We start from the raw sequence: 21255 nt of genomic DNA, 5'->3' as shown, positions 1-21255 counted from the left end.
TCCAATGTCATTAATTTGGCGTAAAGATCTACTACAACAAGTTTTAATTCAGCGACATTGCTACATAAAAACTTGCTACATTCAAACCACAAAAGCCGTAAATCTCCGGGGTTATTGGAGACTTGCGGCTTTTGTGGTTTGTTTAGATTGCCCCAAAGCCATTTGAAAGCTTTGGGGCAGTTTCCCTATTTTGAACTCAGAGCTTGTTTTTAATGCCTAAAGTGAAAAATTAGGTGGACATTATTCCATTTCCATCTGTTACTAGTAAGTTCGCTAGCTCTGTTTCCAACATCGCTTTAACGATTTCTGGATTTTCTTCAAAAGGAAGTTCCAGTGAGATTTGCAATACATTCTCCACATGCTGAACAGTAAAGAAAATGATTGAATCCCGATAGATGTCCCTCTCTTCCGGCTCGATATTTTTAAACAGCTGATATTTATCCGACGCTTCGCCAAGGTAATTGAAGACAATAGGTAGCTTATTCAGGCTATGCTTCAGATACCGGTTAGACTGCGGATACAACGAAGCCATTTCATCATTGTATATGAGATTTAGAAAATTCAGGTTACGCGCTACGGCCAACTGCATACTGTTTCTGATCTCATGCCCATGTTCATCCGCATCTGTAAGCAGTACAGGGATTTGGTCTATAAATTCACCTATAATATCAAAATACTGCTTGTCCTCGTATGCCCGGCCATAATTGGTGAGAAGAATAGGAATCTCGTCCACTTGCAAATATCTGCGGAAAAAGCGGTTAGCTAGTCGTATAGCCAAGTCCCACATGTCTCCGATTGCGTCAGAATCATTCCAATCTGCAAGTTCTACTGTCACATCTGTGCCCGTTGTATGGTTGCGCTCATCAATTGCGAGGACTACAGCATCCGAAGCAGCAGCAAATGCAGACAAGCGAAATTTGTCGACAATCTCTTGATCGCCCATGCCCTGAGGTCCTTTGCGAACCTGACTCACATAATCACGGTAGCTTCCTGCTAGTTGCTCTTTTACATTGCTCATGTCATCATATGCACGGTACAATTCACTCTTAACGACCTCTCCGCTCATGCCATCATAGATGAGATGTGAACAAGGGAGCAGCAGCAAATGATCCCGTAAATTAAGGCGAACAAGCGCAATGCGATATAACAAGTTTCCGGTTGTTTCATAAGGGTTCATAAAGAATACAGGCAGTATATGTGAGAGTATACGATTTTGCATCTCTGCACCGTAGTTCGATAAATCTATCATTGGAATATCCATGCGCTCCTTCAAGGACAACATTTCCCATTCCCATCCGACATCCGTTTGGACCAACACACTTCTAAAGAGTTCATGGCGCTCTATCAGGCGTTGCATGATTGCAGATAACCGTTCTACATCCAGCAGGTAACTATCAAAAGGAATGACACCTCCTGAAGATTGCGGATGCTCCAAATGATAATGTTGAGCGGGAGCAAGCGCATAGCGTTGTAAAGGCTCTCCTGCCAGCATCGTGCTGTTCCATTGGTCATTCATCCGCAGCAGATGTTCCAGCCATTCCTCAGCATGCCGCTTCACAGCTTCATCATCTACCATCGTATCTGTGTACAGCTTTTCACAGTCAGGTACTTGAGCAGCTGCTTCAAAAGGAAGCAAATGATGTGGATGAAGGTCAGGATGAAGGCGTGACAAAATGACTTTCTTCAGGTCCTCTGCTTGTATAGAATCGAAAGGATCTATGTGCAAAGTTAATTGATCTCGCCCTTCAACAGCTGTTGATTGGAAATGAGCATGTACGTCATAAGCCTTTTCGATGATGTCGATTGCCTCGGCAATATCACGTGTTAGCATACCCGACATTGAAGTGTCTGCTCGCATATACTCTGATATTTGGCGAATAGTCTGATATTGAAACACCTGATTAATCCCTATTTCAATGCCAATAGCCTGAGCCTGTGAAACCAATTGAATGGCTTTTAGGGAGTGTCCGCCTAAATCAAAATAGTTATCATCAATGCCAACAATACTGACACCCAGATTCTGCTTCCAAATATCTACCATATGCCGTTCCATGCCGTTTCGCGGGGCTGCATATTCAACACCTGTTTGAATGTCTCCGTCCGGCGCAGGAAGCGATTTACGATCAATTTTTCCGTTAGTAGTCAACGGCATCTTCTCCAATTGAACAAAATAGCTTGGCAGCATGTACATCGGAAGATTCGGAACCAACGCTGCTTTAAGTTCCTGAATGGTCAGATCGCTATCAGCCACAAAATAAGCACATAAATCTTTTTGTCCTGATTCATTCTCACGAGCAATAACCACCGCTTTACGGATCGCAGGCAGGTTCATTAATTGCGCTTCTACTTCTCCAAGTTCAATTCGGTAACCCCGAATTTTTACCTGATGATCCATCCTGCCTAAATATTCAATATTTCCATCTGCCATCCATCGCGCCAAATCTCCTGTGCGGTACATACGTTTTCCGGGTTGGAAGGGGTCTGCTATAAATTTCTCATCTGTCAGCTCACGATTTCCCATATAACCTCGCCCTACTCCATCACCACCGATGTAGATCTCGCCTGCAATTCCTATCGGAACCAACTTCCGATTCATATCCATAATATATACGTGCTGGTTAGCCATTGGCTTGCCAATCGGCACCGTATGTGTCCAAGCTGTCATCGTTTCCCCGTCAATGTCGTATGCAGTTGTGTCTACGCAGCACTCAGTAGGACCATAAACATTAGTTATTTGCGGACGATATCCGGGCCGGGTGCTCAAAAATGTTTTAACGAGATGACTGGGCAGCGCCTCTGCTCCAAAAATAAAATGCTGTACATTCAGGTCTGCAACGGAGTCTTGCATTTCCGTCAGCATATGCATGTGTGCCGGTGTACCATCAGTAAAATCAATCCGTTGGGATCTGAAATAGTCAGCCAAACGATGACCATTGGTGCTAATCTCTCTCGGCACCACGTGAAGCGCATGCCCGAGAAGCAGGCATGGGAAAATTTGTTTCACTGATGCATCAAATACATACGGCGATAGCCATGCCATCCGCATTGGAGATTTGTACTTCTTATACACTTGTTGTCTAAATGCGGTTGTCATATTCACGACATTAGAGTGTTGAATCATCACTCCTTTGGGTTTGCCCGTTGTACCTGAGGTATACATCACATAAGCCAAATGGCCGGATTCACATACTTCAGCCAAGTTGGAACCGTCTTCTGCGGATAGCCTGTGACTTTCAGGTGAAATGATCAGCACATCCGACGGTACCTTCGCGGCCATTTCTGGCATGGCAACCATAAGCTTAATATGGCTGTCTTGTAACATATAGAGCATACGTTCCTGCGGAAACTCAGGGTCGATAGGTACATATCCCCCACCAGCTTTTAAAATACCAAAAATCCCTACAATCATTTCGATAGAACGCTCCATAATCATTCCGACCAATTGATCCGCCTGGACTCCTTCTGCTCTTAGCACGCGAGCCAGTTGGTTTGCACGCACATTTAATTCGTTATATGTGATCTGGCTATCTCCAAAAACTACAGCTACTTGATCTGGAGTCTTCTCTACCTGTTCTTCGAATAATTGATGAATGGTTTTTTCACTTGGGTATTTCACCACGGTATTTCCCCAGACATCCAATATCATTTCGATTTCCTGTGGCGTAATGATCTCAATTTCAGAAAGCTTTGTCTGTGGTTCATCTACAACAGCTTTAATCAACTGGAGAAAGTGATCGGCCATTCGTTTAATCGTGCTTCTCTTGTACAGGCTATCGGCATATGTGAAGCTGAAAACCAAACCTTCAGAGCTTTCCATGGCCGTAAGTGTCAAATCGAATTTTGCCATATTCTGTTCGCCCGGGCACAGAGTAACCTGCAAGTCTTGGAATTCCGTCGTACCAGAGTCCATGTTATCTAGCTCAAAAAGAGTATCGAATAACGGATTTCGGCTCAGGTCCCTTTGTACATTCAGCTTCTCCACCAGCAATTCAAACGGATAATCCTGATGCTCAAAGGCATCAAGCACCTGGTCCTTCACTTCCTGAACATATTCGTAAAAAGACTTATCCCCTTCAGGAAAGCTCCGCAATGCAAGCGTGTTGACAAACATACCGATGACCGGCTGCAAATCATGATGCTGTCTACCTGCAATAGGTGTTCCAACAACGATGTCCTCCTGACCGCTGTACTTGAACAATAGGGTCTTGTAGGCCGCCAGTAATACCATAAATAAAGTAGCTCCCGCCTGCAAACTGATTTCTTTCAAACGGTCCACGTCCTGAGGTGAAATGGCAAAGGAAACAGTGCTGCCCGAAGTGCTACGTGTTGCAGGTCTTTCAAAGTCGACTGGGATACCCAAAATCGGAATATCGCCGCTCATTTGCTTGAGCCAGTATTCTTCTTGTTTTTCCATCCATGAGCTACCAATATCTCCTTGCTGCCATACCGCATAATCCTTGTATTGAATTCGCAAGGCGGGCAACGTTTTTTCTTCATACAGTGCGGGCAGCTCGTTCATCAATATACTCATGGATACACCATCTGAAATCACATGATGCATGTCAAACATAAACCAATGGCGCTGTGGAGACTCTTGCAACAGAGCAGCTCGAATTAACGGTGCCTTCCCAAGATCAAAAGGTCTGATAAATTGTCTCATCATTGCTCTTGCTTCGTTCTCCCCATGTCCCTGCATAACCTCCAAAGTGAAATCGACATGGTCGTGAATCCGTTGTACCAGTTTAGCATCTACGAATTCAAAAGAAGTTCGCAATGTATCATGACGCTGAATTAATTGCTTAAGCGCTCTTTCTAATCGTAAAAGGTTCAGTTCCCCTTCCATCAAAAGCATGGCAGACATATTGTAGTTATTCATACTGCTCAAAACGTATAGTCTATTTTGAGTTATAGATGCCGGATAACTGTCTCTCAATTCGGCAACAGGAATCGCTGCAAATGGATTTGGAGACAATTCATGAACAGCCTGCGCCATTTGCTCAATTGTTGGAAAGTCAAATACATAACGCAACGGAAACTCAATATTTAGTTCTTTGTGAATTTTTGCGGCCAATGCAGTCGCACGAAGTGAATGTCCGCCAATGGCAAAGAAATTATGATGAATTCCGACGGACGGAATGTCGAGTACCTCTCTCCAGATTTGTGCTAACTTCGCCTCCATGGCTGTGCGCGGCGCTGCATATTCTGCAGTCAAATCAGTATGTTCCTCGAATGCTGACAGTGCCTTGCGATCAATTTTTCCATTCGGTGTCAGCGGCATGTTCTGCAGTTGTATAAAATACGACGGTACCATATAGTTCGGCAATTTCTCATTCAGCAAATTCAACATCATACTGCCGCTGATTTCTTTTTCAGCTACGTAGTAAGCGGCCAAATGATAGTCTCCCTGCTGATCTGCACGAGCCATGACAATAGATTCTTTAACACCGTCCACCTTGATAATTTGCGCTTCAATCTCACCGAGCTCAATCCGATACCCGCGGATTTTGACCTGATGGTCAATCCTACCCAAATATTCAATGTTCCCATCTGGCAACCATCGTGCCAAGTCACCTGTACGGTACATTCGCTCATAGCCAACTTCCTCTGCTGCAAACAGATTGGCTACGAATTTTTCTTTTGTCAGCTCTGGACGGTGCAGATAGCCGCGTGCCAGCCCCGGACCGGATACACACAGCTCACCAGGGACTCCTGCAGGTGAAAGATTTCCGTGTGTATCCACCATATACACGCGGTGATTAGATACTGGCCGTCCGATGGATATGATTCCACCTAACTCAGAATTTTCTTCCGATACCGGCCAAAGAGACGTTGCAACGGAATTTTCGGTAGGACCATACGCATTGTAATAAGCCACCCGGTCCTTCCATTTGGACACCAGTTCTGCGGTAGAGGCCGATCCTGCTGTGAGCAGAACACGCAAATCAGGCATGCGATCCGGGTTCAGGTATACAGCATAGTTTGGCGGCAGCGTTGCAATTGTAATTCTGCAGGCAGCCATGTATTGCTCGAAACGTTCATAATTCAAAATAGTCTCGGAGGAAGGTATATACAATGTCGCTCCGCATAGTAAAGACTGGATTATTTCCGAGCATGACGTATCAAACGAATAACTGGCAAACATGACAACCCGATCGGACAAGCCAATACTCAACTTTTGCTCGAAGTAGGTTTTAAGATTACTAAGACCGTGATGCTCAAGCATTACTCCCTTAGGCTGACCTGTCGTCCCGGACGTATAGATGACATATGCTAGATCGTTTGGACCCGATACAGCCTCCAGATTCGAACCGTTCTGATGATATACGGGCAGCATTTCCCCGCGTACATCCGCTTTTCTTGTATCGGAAGCGACTCCGTCCTGTTCACCGTCAAGCACCAACACTTTGCCTCCAAACAGCACCTTTTCCGTCAGGTGCTGTTGTGTTAACAACAGTTCCGTACCTGAGTCGTCCAGCATGTAGCGGATGCGTTCCTCCGGATAGGTTGGGTCTATCGGGATATATGCTCCCCCCGCCTTCAAAATTCCCAATATGCCCACAATCATATCTACGGAACGCTCTGTCATCAGACTAACCAGACTATCGGCTTTCACGCCATAGCTGCGTAAAGTACGGGCCAGACGGTTTGCGCGCTCGTTCAATTCATGGTAGGTCAATTGTTGACCTTCAAAATATACCGCTGTCTGATCCGAAGTCTGCAAAACCTGTTCCTCGAACAGTTCGTGAATTGTTTGTTCACGCGAATACTCTGCCGTGGTATTTCCCCACACCTGGATGATGTGCTCCCGCTCGTGCTTAGTCAACAGATCCATTGCCTCAATTAAACTATCCGGGTTCGCTATAATTTGATCCAGCAACCGCAGTAGATGTCCTTGAATCTGCGACACACTCTGATGATCATACACCTGGGCATTGTAGGAAAAATCAATTCGTAGCGTATCTCCCTGAAGTACTATGATGCTTAAATCGTAGCTTTCTTGCTCAGTATTGGCCTCTTCCAAAGTAGTCTCAAACACCATTCTATGGCCAAAGAGGGCCAGTTGTTGCACTTTCGCTGTAACCAATTCAGACATTGGCAAATGTTCATATACCGCAGATTCATCGGTTTGCTGCTGCACACCTCTCATCAACCCGATAAAGTTAGCTCCTGCTTCGGTTCGAATGCGAACTGGTAAGGTGTGGTTACCCAGTCCAATTGAATGCTTCGAATCCAATTTATCTGTCAAAGGACTTGATATGGAGCAAGCGAACACCACATCATCTGTACCGTTATACTTTTGTAATAAAATTCCCCAGGCTGTCTGCAGTAGCGTATTTGTCGTCACCTGCTCATTCAGTGCAATTCGCTCTAGTGCTACCGTTCGTTCAACATCCAAATTAATCTCCAGATGCTCTGTCTGATATGGACTGCGTCCCATCAGATTGGCATATGGCAATTGAGGTGCTTCTTCATAGCCTTCGAGCAGAGTACTCCAGTAGCGAGAAGCCTTTAGGATGTCCCTATGTTTTTTTAGAATCCCTTTGTCTTCTTCCGAAATCAGCGTCAATTCGCCCAGCTTAGTATCGGGATTGGCTACAACGGTTTTAACCAACTGTACAAAATGCCTTGCCATGCTTTCTACCGTTTCCCGTTTAAACAAAGATGTAGCGTACAGAAATTGGAGTTGAATAGATGCTTCCTCCTCATTAACTTCAAGCGTCAGGTCGAATTTCGCAGAAACCTGCTCTATGCCAAAAGAGCGGAAGAACAACTTGTCCAACTTCACTTCCTTTTTCTCCACATTCTGCAATACAAACATCGTGTCGAACAACGGATTACGGCTCATATCTCGTTTCAGGTCGAGCTTTTCCACCAGCTCCTCAAACGGATAATCCTGATGCGCATATGCTTGCAGTGCACACGTCTTGGCGTCCTCAATGCAGTTATAAAACGTCTGTTCAGCGTGAGGATGATTGCGTAATGCGAGCGTGCCGACAAACATACCGAGCATAGGCTCCAGGTCAGCATGCGGTCTACCTGCAATCGGAGTACCAACAATGATGTCTTCCTGCCCTGTGTAATAATGCAGCAATGCTGTGTATGCAGCCATAAGTACCATGTACAGCGTAGAATCCGTATGCACCGCCAGTTCTTTTAAACACTGAGTCAATTCCTGTCCCATTTCAAACTCAACAGCGTCACCTTTCGTACATCGTGTTACCGGACGCTCAAAATCAGTTGGCAAATCCAGTTGAGGCAAGTCACCACTAAATCTATTCAGCCAGTACTCTCCCTGACTCTTTATTCGCTCCTGCTGAGTTTTGCTATGCTGCCACACAGCATAGTCCGTATATTGAATACGCAGCGGAGATAATACTTCACCGCTATATAAGCGGGCAAAATCACCAGCTAATATTTCAATGGATACTCCGTCTGAAACGATGTGGTGCATATCAAGCATCAATAAGTGCTGCGGCTCCTGGCCTTCTTCGTCCAATCCCAATTTGACCAGCTTTACACGTAGCAACGGAGCGATCCTCAAGTCAAATGGGCGTACAAAGGAACGGGCATGTTCTTCTGCTAAATTTTCAAGCATAAGTTCATTGGATTCTGTCCGCAGTTCTGATATTGTGGCATATTCCAACTCAAATTGAATCGTATCGTGCACTCGCTGCATAGGCACGCCATTTACCAGTTCAAAGCTTGTCCGGAGGGCCGCATGACGTGAAATTAATTGACGGAATACCTCTTCCACCTGGTTCACATCTATCGGACCGATTACTCTCAGTGCTGATGTGGTGTTATAGCTTATCCCTTCCGGATCCAGCTGGTGGAGCACATACATCCGTGTCTGTGCGAAAGAAAGCGGGTAAGTGTCGCGTTTTTCCGCCACCGGAATGGATGCATATGTGATTTGATCCTGTTCTTCAAGCAAGACCGCCAATTGCTCGATCGTCGGTGCCTCAAATATGTTTTGCAAATCCATCGGTTTGTTTAAATCTTTGCGAACTCTAGAAGTCAGTGTCGTCGCTCGCAGCGAATGACCACCAATTTCAAAGAAATTTTCGTTGATGCCTACTTGCGGTAGACCCAGCACATCCTGCCAGATGTCTGCCAATTTTATTTCCATCCACGTTCGCGGTGCAACATGGTCGGACAAACGACCTTCTGGTATCGGCAGCGCCTTACGGTCAATTTTACCGTTCGGTGTAAGAGGTACGTTCTGCAATTGAATGAAGTGAGAAGGGACCATATAATTCGGGAGTTCTTCATTTAACATCTTGCGAAGCTCGCTCCCCGTCACTTCCCGTTCCGCCACATAATAAGCAACGAGTTCATGTTGGTTTTGGCTATTTTCATGTGCCAGTACAATGACCGCTTGCATGCGATCTGCCTTCAGCATAGCCGCCTCAACTTCGCCCAGTTCAATCCGGTAACCGCGAATTTTGACCTGATGGTCAATCCGACCAAGGTACTCAATGTTGCCGTCAGGCATCCATCTCGCAAGGTCGCCTGTCCGATACATGCGTTCATAGCCCGCTTCCCCACCTGTAAACGGATTGGTCACAAATTGTTCAGCCGTTAATTCCGGACGATGCAGGTATCCGCGTGCCAACCCTGGGCCGGATACGCACAGTTCACCTGGGATTCCTGTCGGTGCAAGTTGCCCATGTGCATCGACCATATACACGCGGTGATTTGGTACAGGACGTCCGATTGAGATGGATACCCCTGCTTCGGCCCCTCCCGGTACTGGCCAAACAGACGTTGCTATGGAATTTTCCGTTGGACCGTAGGCGTTAACATAGGTCACACCGTCTCTCCATTTGCTGACTAGCTCAGTGCTGGTCGCCGATCCGGCCGTGAACATGATGCGTAGTTCCGGCATTCGTTCAGGGCTCAAGTATATGGCATAGGTTGGGGGCAGCGTTGCAATTGTAATGTGATGATCCGCCATATACTGCTCAAACTTGTCATAACTGAGAATGGTTTCGGATGTCGGGATACATAAAGTGGCCCCGTTGAAGAGCGCCTGAAGCATTTCCCAGCATGCCGCATCAAAGGAAAAGCTGGCGAACGATACAACACGGTCGGAACTGCTGATCCGCAATGTCTCCCTGAAATACGTATGCAGATTGCAGAGTCCACGATGCTCGAGCATGACTCCCTTAGGCTGACCTGTCGTTCCGGACGTATAGATTACATATGCTAGGTTATGAGGACCCGATGTGGCTTCCAAATTCGAACCATCCCTGTGATATGCGGATATAGCTTTTCCTTTTGCCTCAGCCATACTTGCATCCGCAGTGGCTTCGTCCATTTCTGCATCCAGCAGCAGGACCTTGCCCCTAAATTCCACTTTTTCAACCAAATGCTGCTGCGTTAACAGCAGTTCCGTACCTGAATCGTCCAGCATATAACGGATGCGGTTCTCCGGATAAGTCGGATCGATCGGAATGTAGGCGCCCCCTGCCTTCAAAATACCTAAGATGCCGACAATCATGTCAATCGATCGCTCTGTCATCAGGCCGACTAGGCCGTCTGCCATCACACCGTTACTGCGTAAAGTACGCGCCAGACGGTTCGCTCGCTCATTTAATTCACGGTAGGTCACTTGTGCTCCTTCAAAATATACCGCTACCTGCTCCGGTGTCTGCTTGACCTGCTCCTCAAACAACCCGTGAATCGTCTGCTCACGTGGATATGCTGCTTTCGTGTCACACCAAGCACCCAGCAGTTGCTCGCGTTCCTGAGGCGTTAATATATCCAGCTCGCAAATCCGACCAGCTGGATTGATCTTGATTTGCTCCAGCAGTTGCAGCAAATGCCCCCGGATCTGTTCTATCCTTTCATAGTCATATACCTGGGCGTTGTAACCAAAATGAACTCGCAGCGTCTCTCCCGGTAAAACCACGATATTAAAATCATAATTCGTCTGCTCAACCGCTCCTGCTCCGGTTATTTTAAAATCAGCTTCCTCTCTTTCACCTAATTGCTCAAGTTGTTCATCCACCGGATAGTTCTCAAATACCATAATATGATTAATCAGTTCCACTTTCTGCTCTGCCTGTGCCTGAATCTCATAGAGTGGGAACGTTTCGTATGATCCCGAAGCAAGCGCCTGCCGCTGAGTTTGCTTCATCAGCTCTGTAAATGCAGTTGCTTGTCCGCCTTGAATACGGACGGGGACCGTGTTAATGAATAATCCAATCATCTGCTCTACTCCGGCAATGTCCGCTGGACGTCCAGATACCACGCTCCCGAAAACGACATCCTCTGTGCGATTATACTTTTGCAACAAAACACCCCAGGCCGTTTGCATCAGCGTATTTATCGTTACCTGTTCTTGCTTTGCCAATTGCAGTAGGGCCGTTGTCAGGTCTATACCCAAATCAAATTCCAGATATTCGGCCTCATATCCCTGGGTCTTCCCTGTTTTGGCCTGCGGCAAAACCGCCGTCTCCTCATAGCCTCGCAAGTAACCGCTCCAATACTCCGCTGCTTCCTGACGGTTCTGTCCCTCCAGCCATTCGATGTATCGGCTGTAGGGTGTTACCACAGGCAATTGCGGTGGCTTCCCTTCTACTAGGGCGGTATATCCTCCAAAGACTTCGTTGGTAACCAGCGACAAACACCAGCCATCCATTATGATGTGGTGGAAGCTCCATACAAAATGGTATGAATCATCTGATGTACGCAAGATAGATACACGCATCAGTGCATCCTTTGCCAGATCAAAGCCCCTCTGCTGATCTCGACGCGTGAACTCCTCGATATACTGCTCTTGCGCCGACTTCTCCTTCTCACGTATATCCTCTACGTACAGTTCTCCGCGTTTATTCCGGTACACCACTTGCAGCGGCTCGTCCTGCAAATCGCTCCGGAAGTTGGTCCGCAGAGCTGAATGACGCTGTACCAACAAGTCCAGACTGGCGGCGAATGCAGCGAGATCCAGCGTTCCCTTCAATTCAAAGGTGGACTGCTCCACATAGGCGATCGACTGGGAATCCAGCATGTTGTGAAACAGCATGCCTTTTTGCATCGGCGTCATGGGGTACATATTCTCAAGCTCTCCGTCAGGCTGAATCTGCTCCACCATCCGGTCCAGTTCTTCCAGGCTTAAGCCCGAAAGCAGCACATCACTTGGCGTCAATTCGGAGTGCTCCCGAGATGCACAATGCTGAATCACTTCCAGCACGTTCTGCTTGAATTGCTCTGCTAGATGCTCAGCAGCATTTTGTTGGAGTGCCTTAATGTTGTATTGAATACTTAGTTCCAGCATGCCATCTGTAACGAGTCCTCCCACGTCCATAACACAGGGCATTTGGGTCAATTCATGAGTATTAGCTCCGCTGGAATATGGAGAAAAATGCATGCCGCTATGCTGCAGTGACTGATCAAATTCGCCCAAATAATTAAAGCTGATCTGTGGCTCGGCGTATGTTGCCCCGGACGGTCCATTCTGGCTGAGATATCTCCAGATGCCATACCCAATTCCTTTATGTGGAATGCTGCGCAGCATCTCCTTCATCCGTTTGATGTGCCCGGAGATATCATCTTCCCGGTTAATCCGCAGCAGTACCGGGTATTGACTCGTAAACCAGCCAATCGTCCGTGATATATCCGTATCCTTTATGATTTCTTCCCGGCCATGGCCTTCGAGAAGAATCGCAACCTTTTCACTGCCAGTCCAAGCGCTTAACGTCTTGCCGAGTGCCGTCAACAACAGATCATTCACTTCTGTGTTGTACGCGCGGTGGGCTTGCTTCAGTAGTTGATCAGTCTCTTCCTTCGTAAGCCTCACATTTACGATACCCATGTCTTGCTGCATAAACTTATCGCTATGCTCTTGGGACACTGGAAGTTGGGGCGACTCGGATGCCGCCAGTTCATTCAATTGCTCCCAGTATGCGTGCTCACTTTCCATCTCAAGGCTGTCGGCATAGGCTGACAACCGCTCCGACCAGACCCGGAAGGAGTCTGTTTTCGTCGGGAGCTGTATGGCTTCTCCACGTACAGCCTGCTCATAGGCATTCGACAAATCCTCCAGCAGTATCCGCCACGATACGCCGTCTACCACCATATGATGAATAGCCAGTAGCAGATGGTCCCCATCAGCGCAGTGGAACAGGCCCGCTTTCAGCAGAGGTCCTTCATCCAGTCGGATGTTACTCTGAATAGTGCTGGCCCAGGCTTCTATAGCTTGACCCAATGTGGGACCGATCGGCACGTCTTTGAAATCGGCCACTTCCAGATCATACAGCTTCCCTTCCTTCACTCCGCGGTTCCACGCTTCCCAGCCTTGCTCTGCCTTGCGGAACACCATCCGCAACGCATCATGGTGCACCACCAACTGCGTCAGTGCCTGGCGTAGCGGCTCTTCCTCGAATCCTTGCTCCCGGTGAAGCATAACCGCCTGATTAAAGTGGTCCGGCACAGGCTGCTCTTGTTCCACAAACCACTGCTGAATCGGTGTCAGCAGCACGGCTCCGCTGACCTCTTCCTGATCAGCTAATTGGGTATCCGACACACGCAGGTGCATAGCTAGCTCAGCAACCTCAGGGTACTTAAACAAGTCTTTGATATCCAGCTTGTATCCTGCCTGCAGCAGGCGTGAGGACACCTGAATCGCCTTGATCGAATCCCCGCCCCGATCAAAAAATTGATCCGTCAATCCGACCGGACCGCCGCCCAGTACAGCCTCCCACACACGAGCCAGAACCTGCTCCTCTGCCGTCCGTGGAGCACTATATTCCTGCGTATAACGGGAAATCTGTTCTGGTGCCGGCAATGCCTTACGGTCGATTTTGCCGTTGGGTGTGAGCGGCATTTGCTCCATCTGAACAAAGTGCGAGGGAACCATATAATTCGGGAGTTCTTCACTCAGCTGCTTGCGAAGCTCACTCCCTGTCACTTCCCGTTCTGCCACGTAGTAGGCAACCAGTTCGTGTTGGTTTTGGCTGTTTGCATGTGCCAGTACGCTGACCTCTTGGATACGATCTATTTTCAGCATAGCCGACTCGACCTCGCCCAGCTCAATTCGGTAGCCGCGAATTTTAACTTGTTGATCCATCCGTCCAGCGTATTCTAATGTACCGTCTTCACGCCAGCGAACAAGGTCTCCCGTGCAGTACAGGCGATCTCCGTACACCCACGGATTGGCAAGGAATCTCTCAGCCGTCAAATCAGGACGGTTCAGGTAACCGCGTGCGACTCCGTCTCCGCCAACAACCAGCTCACCCCATGCTCCAATCGGCTGCAGGTTAAACGCCGAATCGACCACATACGCCGTAGAATTGCGGATAGGACGCCCGATCGGCACAGAATCAAGCTGTTCTTCCTTAATATGATAAGTGGTCGAAAAAGTAGTATTTTCCGTTGGTCCATAGCCGTTGATGATATTCATGTCCGGATTATCACGCAACACCCGGTTAATATGCGGTGCAGACAGCACGTCGCCTCCGACCAGCAAATACTTCACATCGCCGAACAATTTACTGTCCTGCTGCGAAAGCTGATTAAATAGCGGTGTAGTCAGCCACATCATAGTAATGCGATGGTCCCGTATGGTCTCCTTGAGCTTAGCTACGTCCAAAAGATCATCCTTATGCACGAGTACAAGCTCACCGCCGTTCAGTAGCGCCCCCCAAATTTCAAACGTAGACACATCAAATACAAACGCGCAAGTCTGCAACATTCGGATCGATTCATCAAACGGCACATAATCCGTATTACGCACCAAGCGCACGACACTTTGATGCTCAACAACGACGCCCTTAGGCTTGCCTGTTGATCCCGAGGTATAGATGACATAAGCAGCATGTTCGCCTGATCCATCTATTCCTAAATTGGAAGTATCCGGACTGTAGGACGTATCCTCATTCAGATTGACAATCTGTCCATCAAAATAGCAACGTTCCAGTAAATCTTGTTGAGTCAGCAGCAGTTTGGCTCCCGAGTCCTCCAGCATATAGCGGATACGGTCCTCCGGATATTGAGGATCTATCGGCACATACGCGCCTCCAGCCTTCAAAATAGCCAACGTTCCGCTAATCATATCCAACGAACGCTCCGTTAGAATGCCGACAGGCTCATCGACCTTCACTCCAGCAGTCTGTAGTGTATGCGCTAATCGGTTAGCCTTCTCATTGAGTTTCCGATAGGTCAACGATTGATGACCCAAAGTGACGGCCACGTGATCTGGCGTACGTTCAGCCTGCTCCTCAAACAGCTTTTGGATCGTCTGATTGCGCGGATATACAGAAGCCGTGTCGTTAAACTCGCCTGTAATCTGTTGTCTTTCCGCCGTTGTCACCAATTCCAGTTCTTCAACGCGAACATGCGGGTTGAACGAAATTTGCTCCAGCAGACGAGCAAAATGACCATGCAGACGCTCAATGCCGGTTTGATCAAAGCTCAATGCGTTATACATAAAACGAATCTTGATGCCTTCTCCCGGCATTACGACGACGTTCAGATCGTAGTTGGTTTGCTCTGTAGCCACTGCGTTTAAAATTGTGAATGCATTCTGCCCATCACTTCCCAGCTGCTCTACCTGCTGCTCCACCGGATAATTTTCGAATATCATAATGTGCTTGATTAGATCCTGCTTCTGCTCGGTCAGTGCCTGAATTTCATACAGCGGGAACGTGTCATAGGCATTGGCAGAAAGCGCCTGTCGCTGAGTTTCCTTCATTAATTCAGTAAATGCAGTTGTTGGTTTACCTTGAACACGGACTGGGATTGTATTAATGAAAAGTCCGATCATTTGCTCTACTCCGGCAATGTCTGCTGGACGTCCCGACACCACACTACCGAAAACGACATCCTCTGTGCGATTATACTTTTGCAGCAATACACCCCAGGCTGTTTGCATCAGCGTATTTATCGTCACCTGTTCTTGCTTTGCCAGCTGCTGAAGTTGCGCCGTCAGGTCTATACCTAAATCAAATTCCAGATATTCAGCCTCATATCCCTTCGCTTTCCCTGTTTTGGCCTGGGGCAAAACTGTCGTCTCCTCATGGCCCTGCAGGTAACCGTTCCAATACTCCGCTGCTTCCTGACGGTTCTGCCCTTCCAGCCATTCGATGTATCGGCTATATGGTGTTACCACAGGCAATTGCGGTGGCTTCCCTTCTGTAAGGGCGGTATATCCTCCAAAGACCTCATTGGTGACCAGTGACAAGCACCAGCCATCCATGATGATATGGTGGAAGCTCCATACAAAATGGTATAAATCGTCTGATGTACGGAAGATGGATACCCGCATCAGCGTATCCTTTTCCAGATTAAACCCCTTCTGCTTATCCCGACGCGCGAATTCCTCGATATATTGCTCCTGCGCCACCTTCTCCTTTTCACGTATATCCTCCACGTACAGCTCTCCGCGTTTATTCCGGTACACCACTTGCAAGGGCTCGTCCTGCAAATCGCTCCGGAAGTTGGTACGCAGTGCTGAATGACGCTGCACCAACAAGTCCAGACTGGCAGAGAATGCAGCGAGATCCAGCGTTCCCTTCAGTTCAAAGGTGGACTGCTCTACATAGGCGCTCGACTGGGAATCCAGCATGTTGTGAAACAGCATTCCTTTTTGCATCGGCGTCATGGGATATATATTCTCCAGTTCTCCGTCAGGCTGAATCTGCTCCACCATCCGGTCCAGTGCTTCCAGGCTTAAACCCGGAAGCAGCACATCACTTGGCGTCAATTCAGAACGCTCCCGTGATACACAGTGGCGGATCACTTCCAGCACGTTCTGCTTGAGTTCCCTGGCTAGTTTTATTACATTATCTTCCTGTAATACTTTTGTGTTATAACGAATATCCAGCTCGAGCATTTCATCTGTTACAATGCCCCCCACATCCAGGGAACACGGCATTCTGGTCTGTTCGTTAACATCTGCTCCACTGGAGTACGGTGACATGCGCGTTTCGCTGTGCCGCAGCGTCTGATCAAATTCGCCCAAATAATTAAAGCTGATCTGTGGCTCGGCGTATGTTGCCCCGGACGGTCCGTTCTGGCTGAGATATCTCCAGATGCCGTATCCAATCCCTTTATGTGGAATGCTGCGTAACATCTCCTTCATCCGTTTGATGTTCCCGGAGATATGATCTTCCCCGTTAATCCGCAGCAGTATCGGGTACTGGCTCGTGAACCAGCCAACCGTTCGTGATATATCCGTATCCTTCATGATATCTTCCCGGCCATGGCCTTCCAGAAGAATTGCAACCTGATCACTGCCAGTCCAAGTGCTTAACGTCATGCCGAGCGCCGTCAGCAACAGATCGTTCACTTCTGTGTTGTACGCGCGATGAGCCTGCTTTAGCAGTTGATCAGTCTCTTCTTTCGTGAATTTCAAGCTCAAAGTAGCTGTGTTATTTATGGTCAATGTTTTTTTAGAATCCAACAATTCTGTAAGTCTTAAAGACTCGGATGCCGCCAATTCATTCACTTGCTCCCAGTATGCGTGCTCACTTTCCATCTCAGGACTGTCGGCATAGGCTGATAACCGCTCCGACCAGACCTGGAAAGAGTCTGTTTTGGCCGGGAGCTGTATGGCTTCTCCACGTACAGCCTGCTCATAGGCATTCGACAAATCCTCCAACAGTATCCGCCACGATACGCCGTCTACCACCATATGATGAATAGCCAGTAGCAGATGGTCCCCATCAGCGCAGTGGAACAGGCCCGCTTTCAGCAAAGGCCCCTCATTCAGTCGGATGCTACTCTGAATAGTGCTCGCACGGGCTTCTATAGCTTGACCCAATACGGGACCGATCGGCACGTCTTTGAAATCGGCCACTTCCAGATCATACAGCTTCCCTTCCTTCACTCCGCGGTTCCACGCTTCCCAGCCTTGCTCCCCCTTGCGGAACACCATCCGTAACGCATCATGATGCACCGCCAACTGCGTCAATGCCTGACGTAGCAGCTCTTCCTCGAATCCCTGTTCCCGATGAAGCATAACCGCCTGATTAAAGTGGTCCGGCACAGGCTGCCCTTGCTCCACAAACCACTGCTGAATCGGCGTCAGTAGAACGGCTCCCTCGATCTCTTCCTGATCAGCTAATTGGGTATCCGACACACGCAGATGCGTGGCTAGCTCAGCAACCTCAGGGTACTTAAACAGGTCTTTAATATCCAGCTTGTAGCCTGCCTGCAGCAGGCGTGAGGATACCTGAATCGCCTTGATCGAATCCCCGCCCCGATCAAAAAATTGATCCGTCAATCCGACAGGACCGCCGCCCAGTACAGCCTCCCACACATGGGCCAGCGCCTGCTCCTCTGCTGTCTGCGGAGCCCTATATTCCTGCGTGGAACGGGAAATCTGCTCCGGTGCCGGCAATGCCTTACGGTCGATTTTGCCGTTGGGTGTGAGCGGCATTTGCTCCATCTGAACAAAGTGCGAGGGAACCATATAATTCGGGAGTTCTTCACTCAGCTGCTTGCGAAGTTCGCTCCCCGTCACTTCGCGTTCCGCCACGTAGTAGGCAACCAGTTCGTGTTGGTTTTGGCTGTTTGCATGTGCCAGTACGATGACCTCTTGCATGCGATCTGCCTTCAGCATAGCCGCCTCAACTTCGCCCAGTTCAATCCGGTAACCGCGAATTTTGACCTGCTGATCGATCCGGCCCAGATACTCAATGTTGCCGTTCGGCATCCATCTTGCCAGGTCGCCTGTCCGATACATGCGTTCATAGCCCGCTTCCCCATCTACAAACGGATTAGCCACAAATTGCTCAGCCGTTAATTCTGGGCGGTGCAAGTAACCGCGTGCCAATCCTGGACCGGATACACATAACTCTCCTGCTACTCCAGCAGGTAAAAGATGACCAAGAGCATCGATCATGTACACCCGGTGGTTGGGTACGGGACGTCCTATAGAAATGGTATCGATTGCTCCGGGGTGTTCCGACACCGGCCAAATGGACGTTGCTACCGAGTTTTCTGTCGGGCCATAGCCATTAAAATAGGCAACCTGATCCTTCCACTTGTTTACAAGCTCCATCGAGGAAGCGGAACCAGCGGTGAACAGAATACGCAGATCCGGCATTCGTTCTGGGTTTAGATACACGGCGTAGGTAGGAGGTAATGCCGCTACCGTAATTTTATGTTCCGCCATATACTGTTCAAACTGGTTGTAGTTCAGAATGATTTCCGAAGTAGGCACGTAAAGTGTCGCACCACAAAATAGCGCCTGAAATATTTCCCAGCATGCAGCATCAAATGCGTAGCTCGCAAACAGTAGGGCATGATCTGACGGACTTATCTGCAATGTTTCATCAAAATACGTTTTCAGGTTACACAATCCATGGTGCTCCAGCATTACACCTTTAGGCTGTCCTGTAGTACCTGAAGTATATATGACGTAGGCTAGATCGTTTGCTCCTGATACGGCTTCCAGATTTGATCCTTCCATGTGATATACAGTTGGGATTCCATCCAATACCAGAACTTTTCCTCCAAAGGCGGCTTCTTTGAGCTTTTCCACAAGATGGGTTTGTGTTAAAAGCAGGTCTGCACCGGAATCTTCAAATATATAACGGATACGTTCCTCTGGATATGACGGATCGATGGGTACATATGCCCCTCCTGCTTTAAGAATAGCAAGAATGCCAACCACCATATCTATAGAACGATCAGTCATGAGTCCAACTAGCCGATCGGTTGTTGTGCCGTAACTACGCAGGGTACGAGCCAGTCGGTTAGCACGTTCATTCAGCTCAACATAAGTCAGACTGGAGTTCTCACAGACAATTGCTGTTGCCTTCGGTGTCTTTTCTACTTGTTTTTCAAAACAAAGATGGATGGTATCACTAGAAGGATATGAGATCTGTACTCCGCTAAATTCGGATAAAACCTGGCTTTTCTCTTCCGTTGTCAGAAATTCCAAAGCGGAAATCGGTAGATCCGGCTGTTGAACAATCTGCTCCAGTCCCCGTTTAAGATGAGCTGCAATTAGCTTAATCCAATTTTCATCGTAAACCAGTCGATTATAACTAAATGTAACTTCATACTGTGATCCAGGAACGACAATCACATTAAAATCATAGTTGGTCTGTACAATATCCTCTACGTCGGTAACCTGAAGTGTATCAGGCCCTTTTTCCGCATGAATAAGCTCCTCTGAATAAGGATAGTTCTCAAAAACAACAATATGACGGACTAAATTTTGTTTCAAATCCGTGTGATTCTGAATATCTGCCAAGGAAGAATAAGAGTACTGAGTAGACTCGATGTTGGAGTTTTGCACAGATATCAGCAGATCTGAGAATCTCTGGTCCGCATCACTGGTTATGCGTGTTGGTATTGTGTTAATGAACAATCCAACCATATTTTCAATTCCCTGAACTTCATCTGGTCTGCCGGATACTACGGACCCGAACACAACATCCCGGCTGTGGTTGTACATTTGAAGCAATAATCCCCATACCGTTTGAAATACAGTGCTGACTGTCGTGTGGTAGTGTTTAGCTATTCTCTCCATTCCTTGAGTCAGTTCTTTCCCCAGCTTGCATGTGTAACGTTCTGCTTCGAAGATTGGATTCAATGGACGGTTATACCCCGGCAAAATTGTTTCATTTTCAAGTCCATTTAAATACCCCCGCCAATAGGCTGTCGCTTCTTCCTTGTCCTGTTGCTCCAGCCACTGAATAAAACTGCTGTACGGATATACCGTATCCAATTGCGCAGGCACTCCAGACCGAAGGGAAGTATATATAGTAAAAAATTCCTGGGCTACCGTTCCCATGCACCAACCATCCATTATAATGTGATGAACATTCCAGACAAGCCTGCAAGAGTCATCATCCCATTGAAACAGGGCAAGCCGAATCGGAACATCTTTTTCCAAGTCAAAACCCGCTTGACGCTCTGTCTTTAAAAAGTCAGTAAAATGCCCCCTTTTCTCAGCTTCAGGGAAAACACTGATATTTTCGAAATGAACAGGCAACGCTTCACGTTCTTCCAGGACAATTTGAAGCGGACGTTCTGTTTCTTTATACATAAAAATGGTACGGAATGTATCATATCGATTCATGAGCTGCTGCAAGCTTTGCTGAACCAAATGAACATCTAGCACTTCATTAAAGGTAATAACGGTCTGCTCAAAGTAAGCTTCTGATTTTGCGTCGAGGATGGAATGAAACAACATTCCCTCCTGCATCGGGGATAGCGGATAGATATCTTTAATATTTACCTGTGCCAAATCATTCACCTTTCCTTTATCCATGCAGAATTTGAGTTTCAACTTGC

Annotated in this window: 1 protein-coding gene; it reads right to left on the bottom strand. The window is 47.7% G+C overall.

Annotated features, from left to right (window positions below; all coding sequences use genetic code 11):
* Window positions 1–229: 229 nt before the first annotated feature.
* A complete protein-coding gene (locus MHI21_RS12800; protein ID WP_342420149.1) occupies window positions 230–21250 on the bottom strand; it encodes a non-ribosomal peptide synthase/polyketide synthase in 21021 nt (7006 codons plus the stop codon).
* Window positions 21251–21255: the final 5 nt, after the last annotated feature.

It is taken from the genome of Paenibacillus sp. FSL H8-0168, assembly GCF_038592955.1.
GTDB lineage: Bacteria > Bacillota > Bacilli > Paenibacillales > Paenibacillaceae > Paenibacillus > Paenibacillus polymyxa_B.
This window is presented reverse-complemented; position numbering and strand designations above follow the sequence as displayed.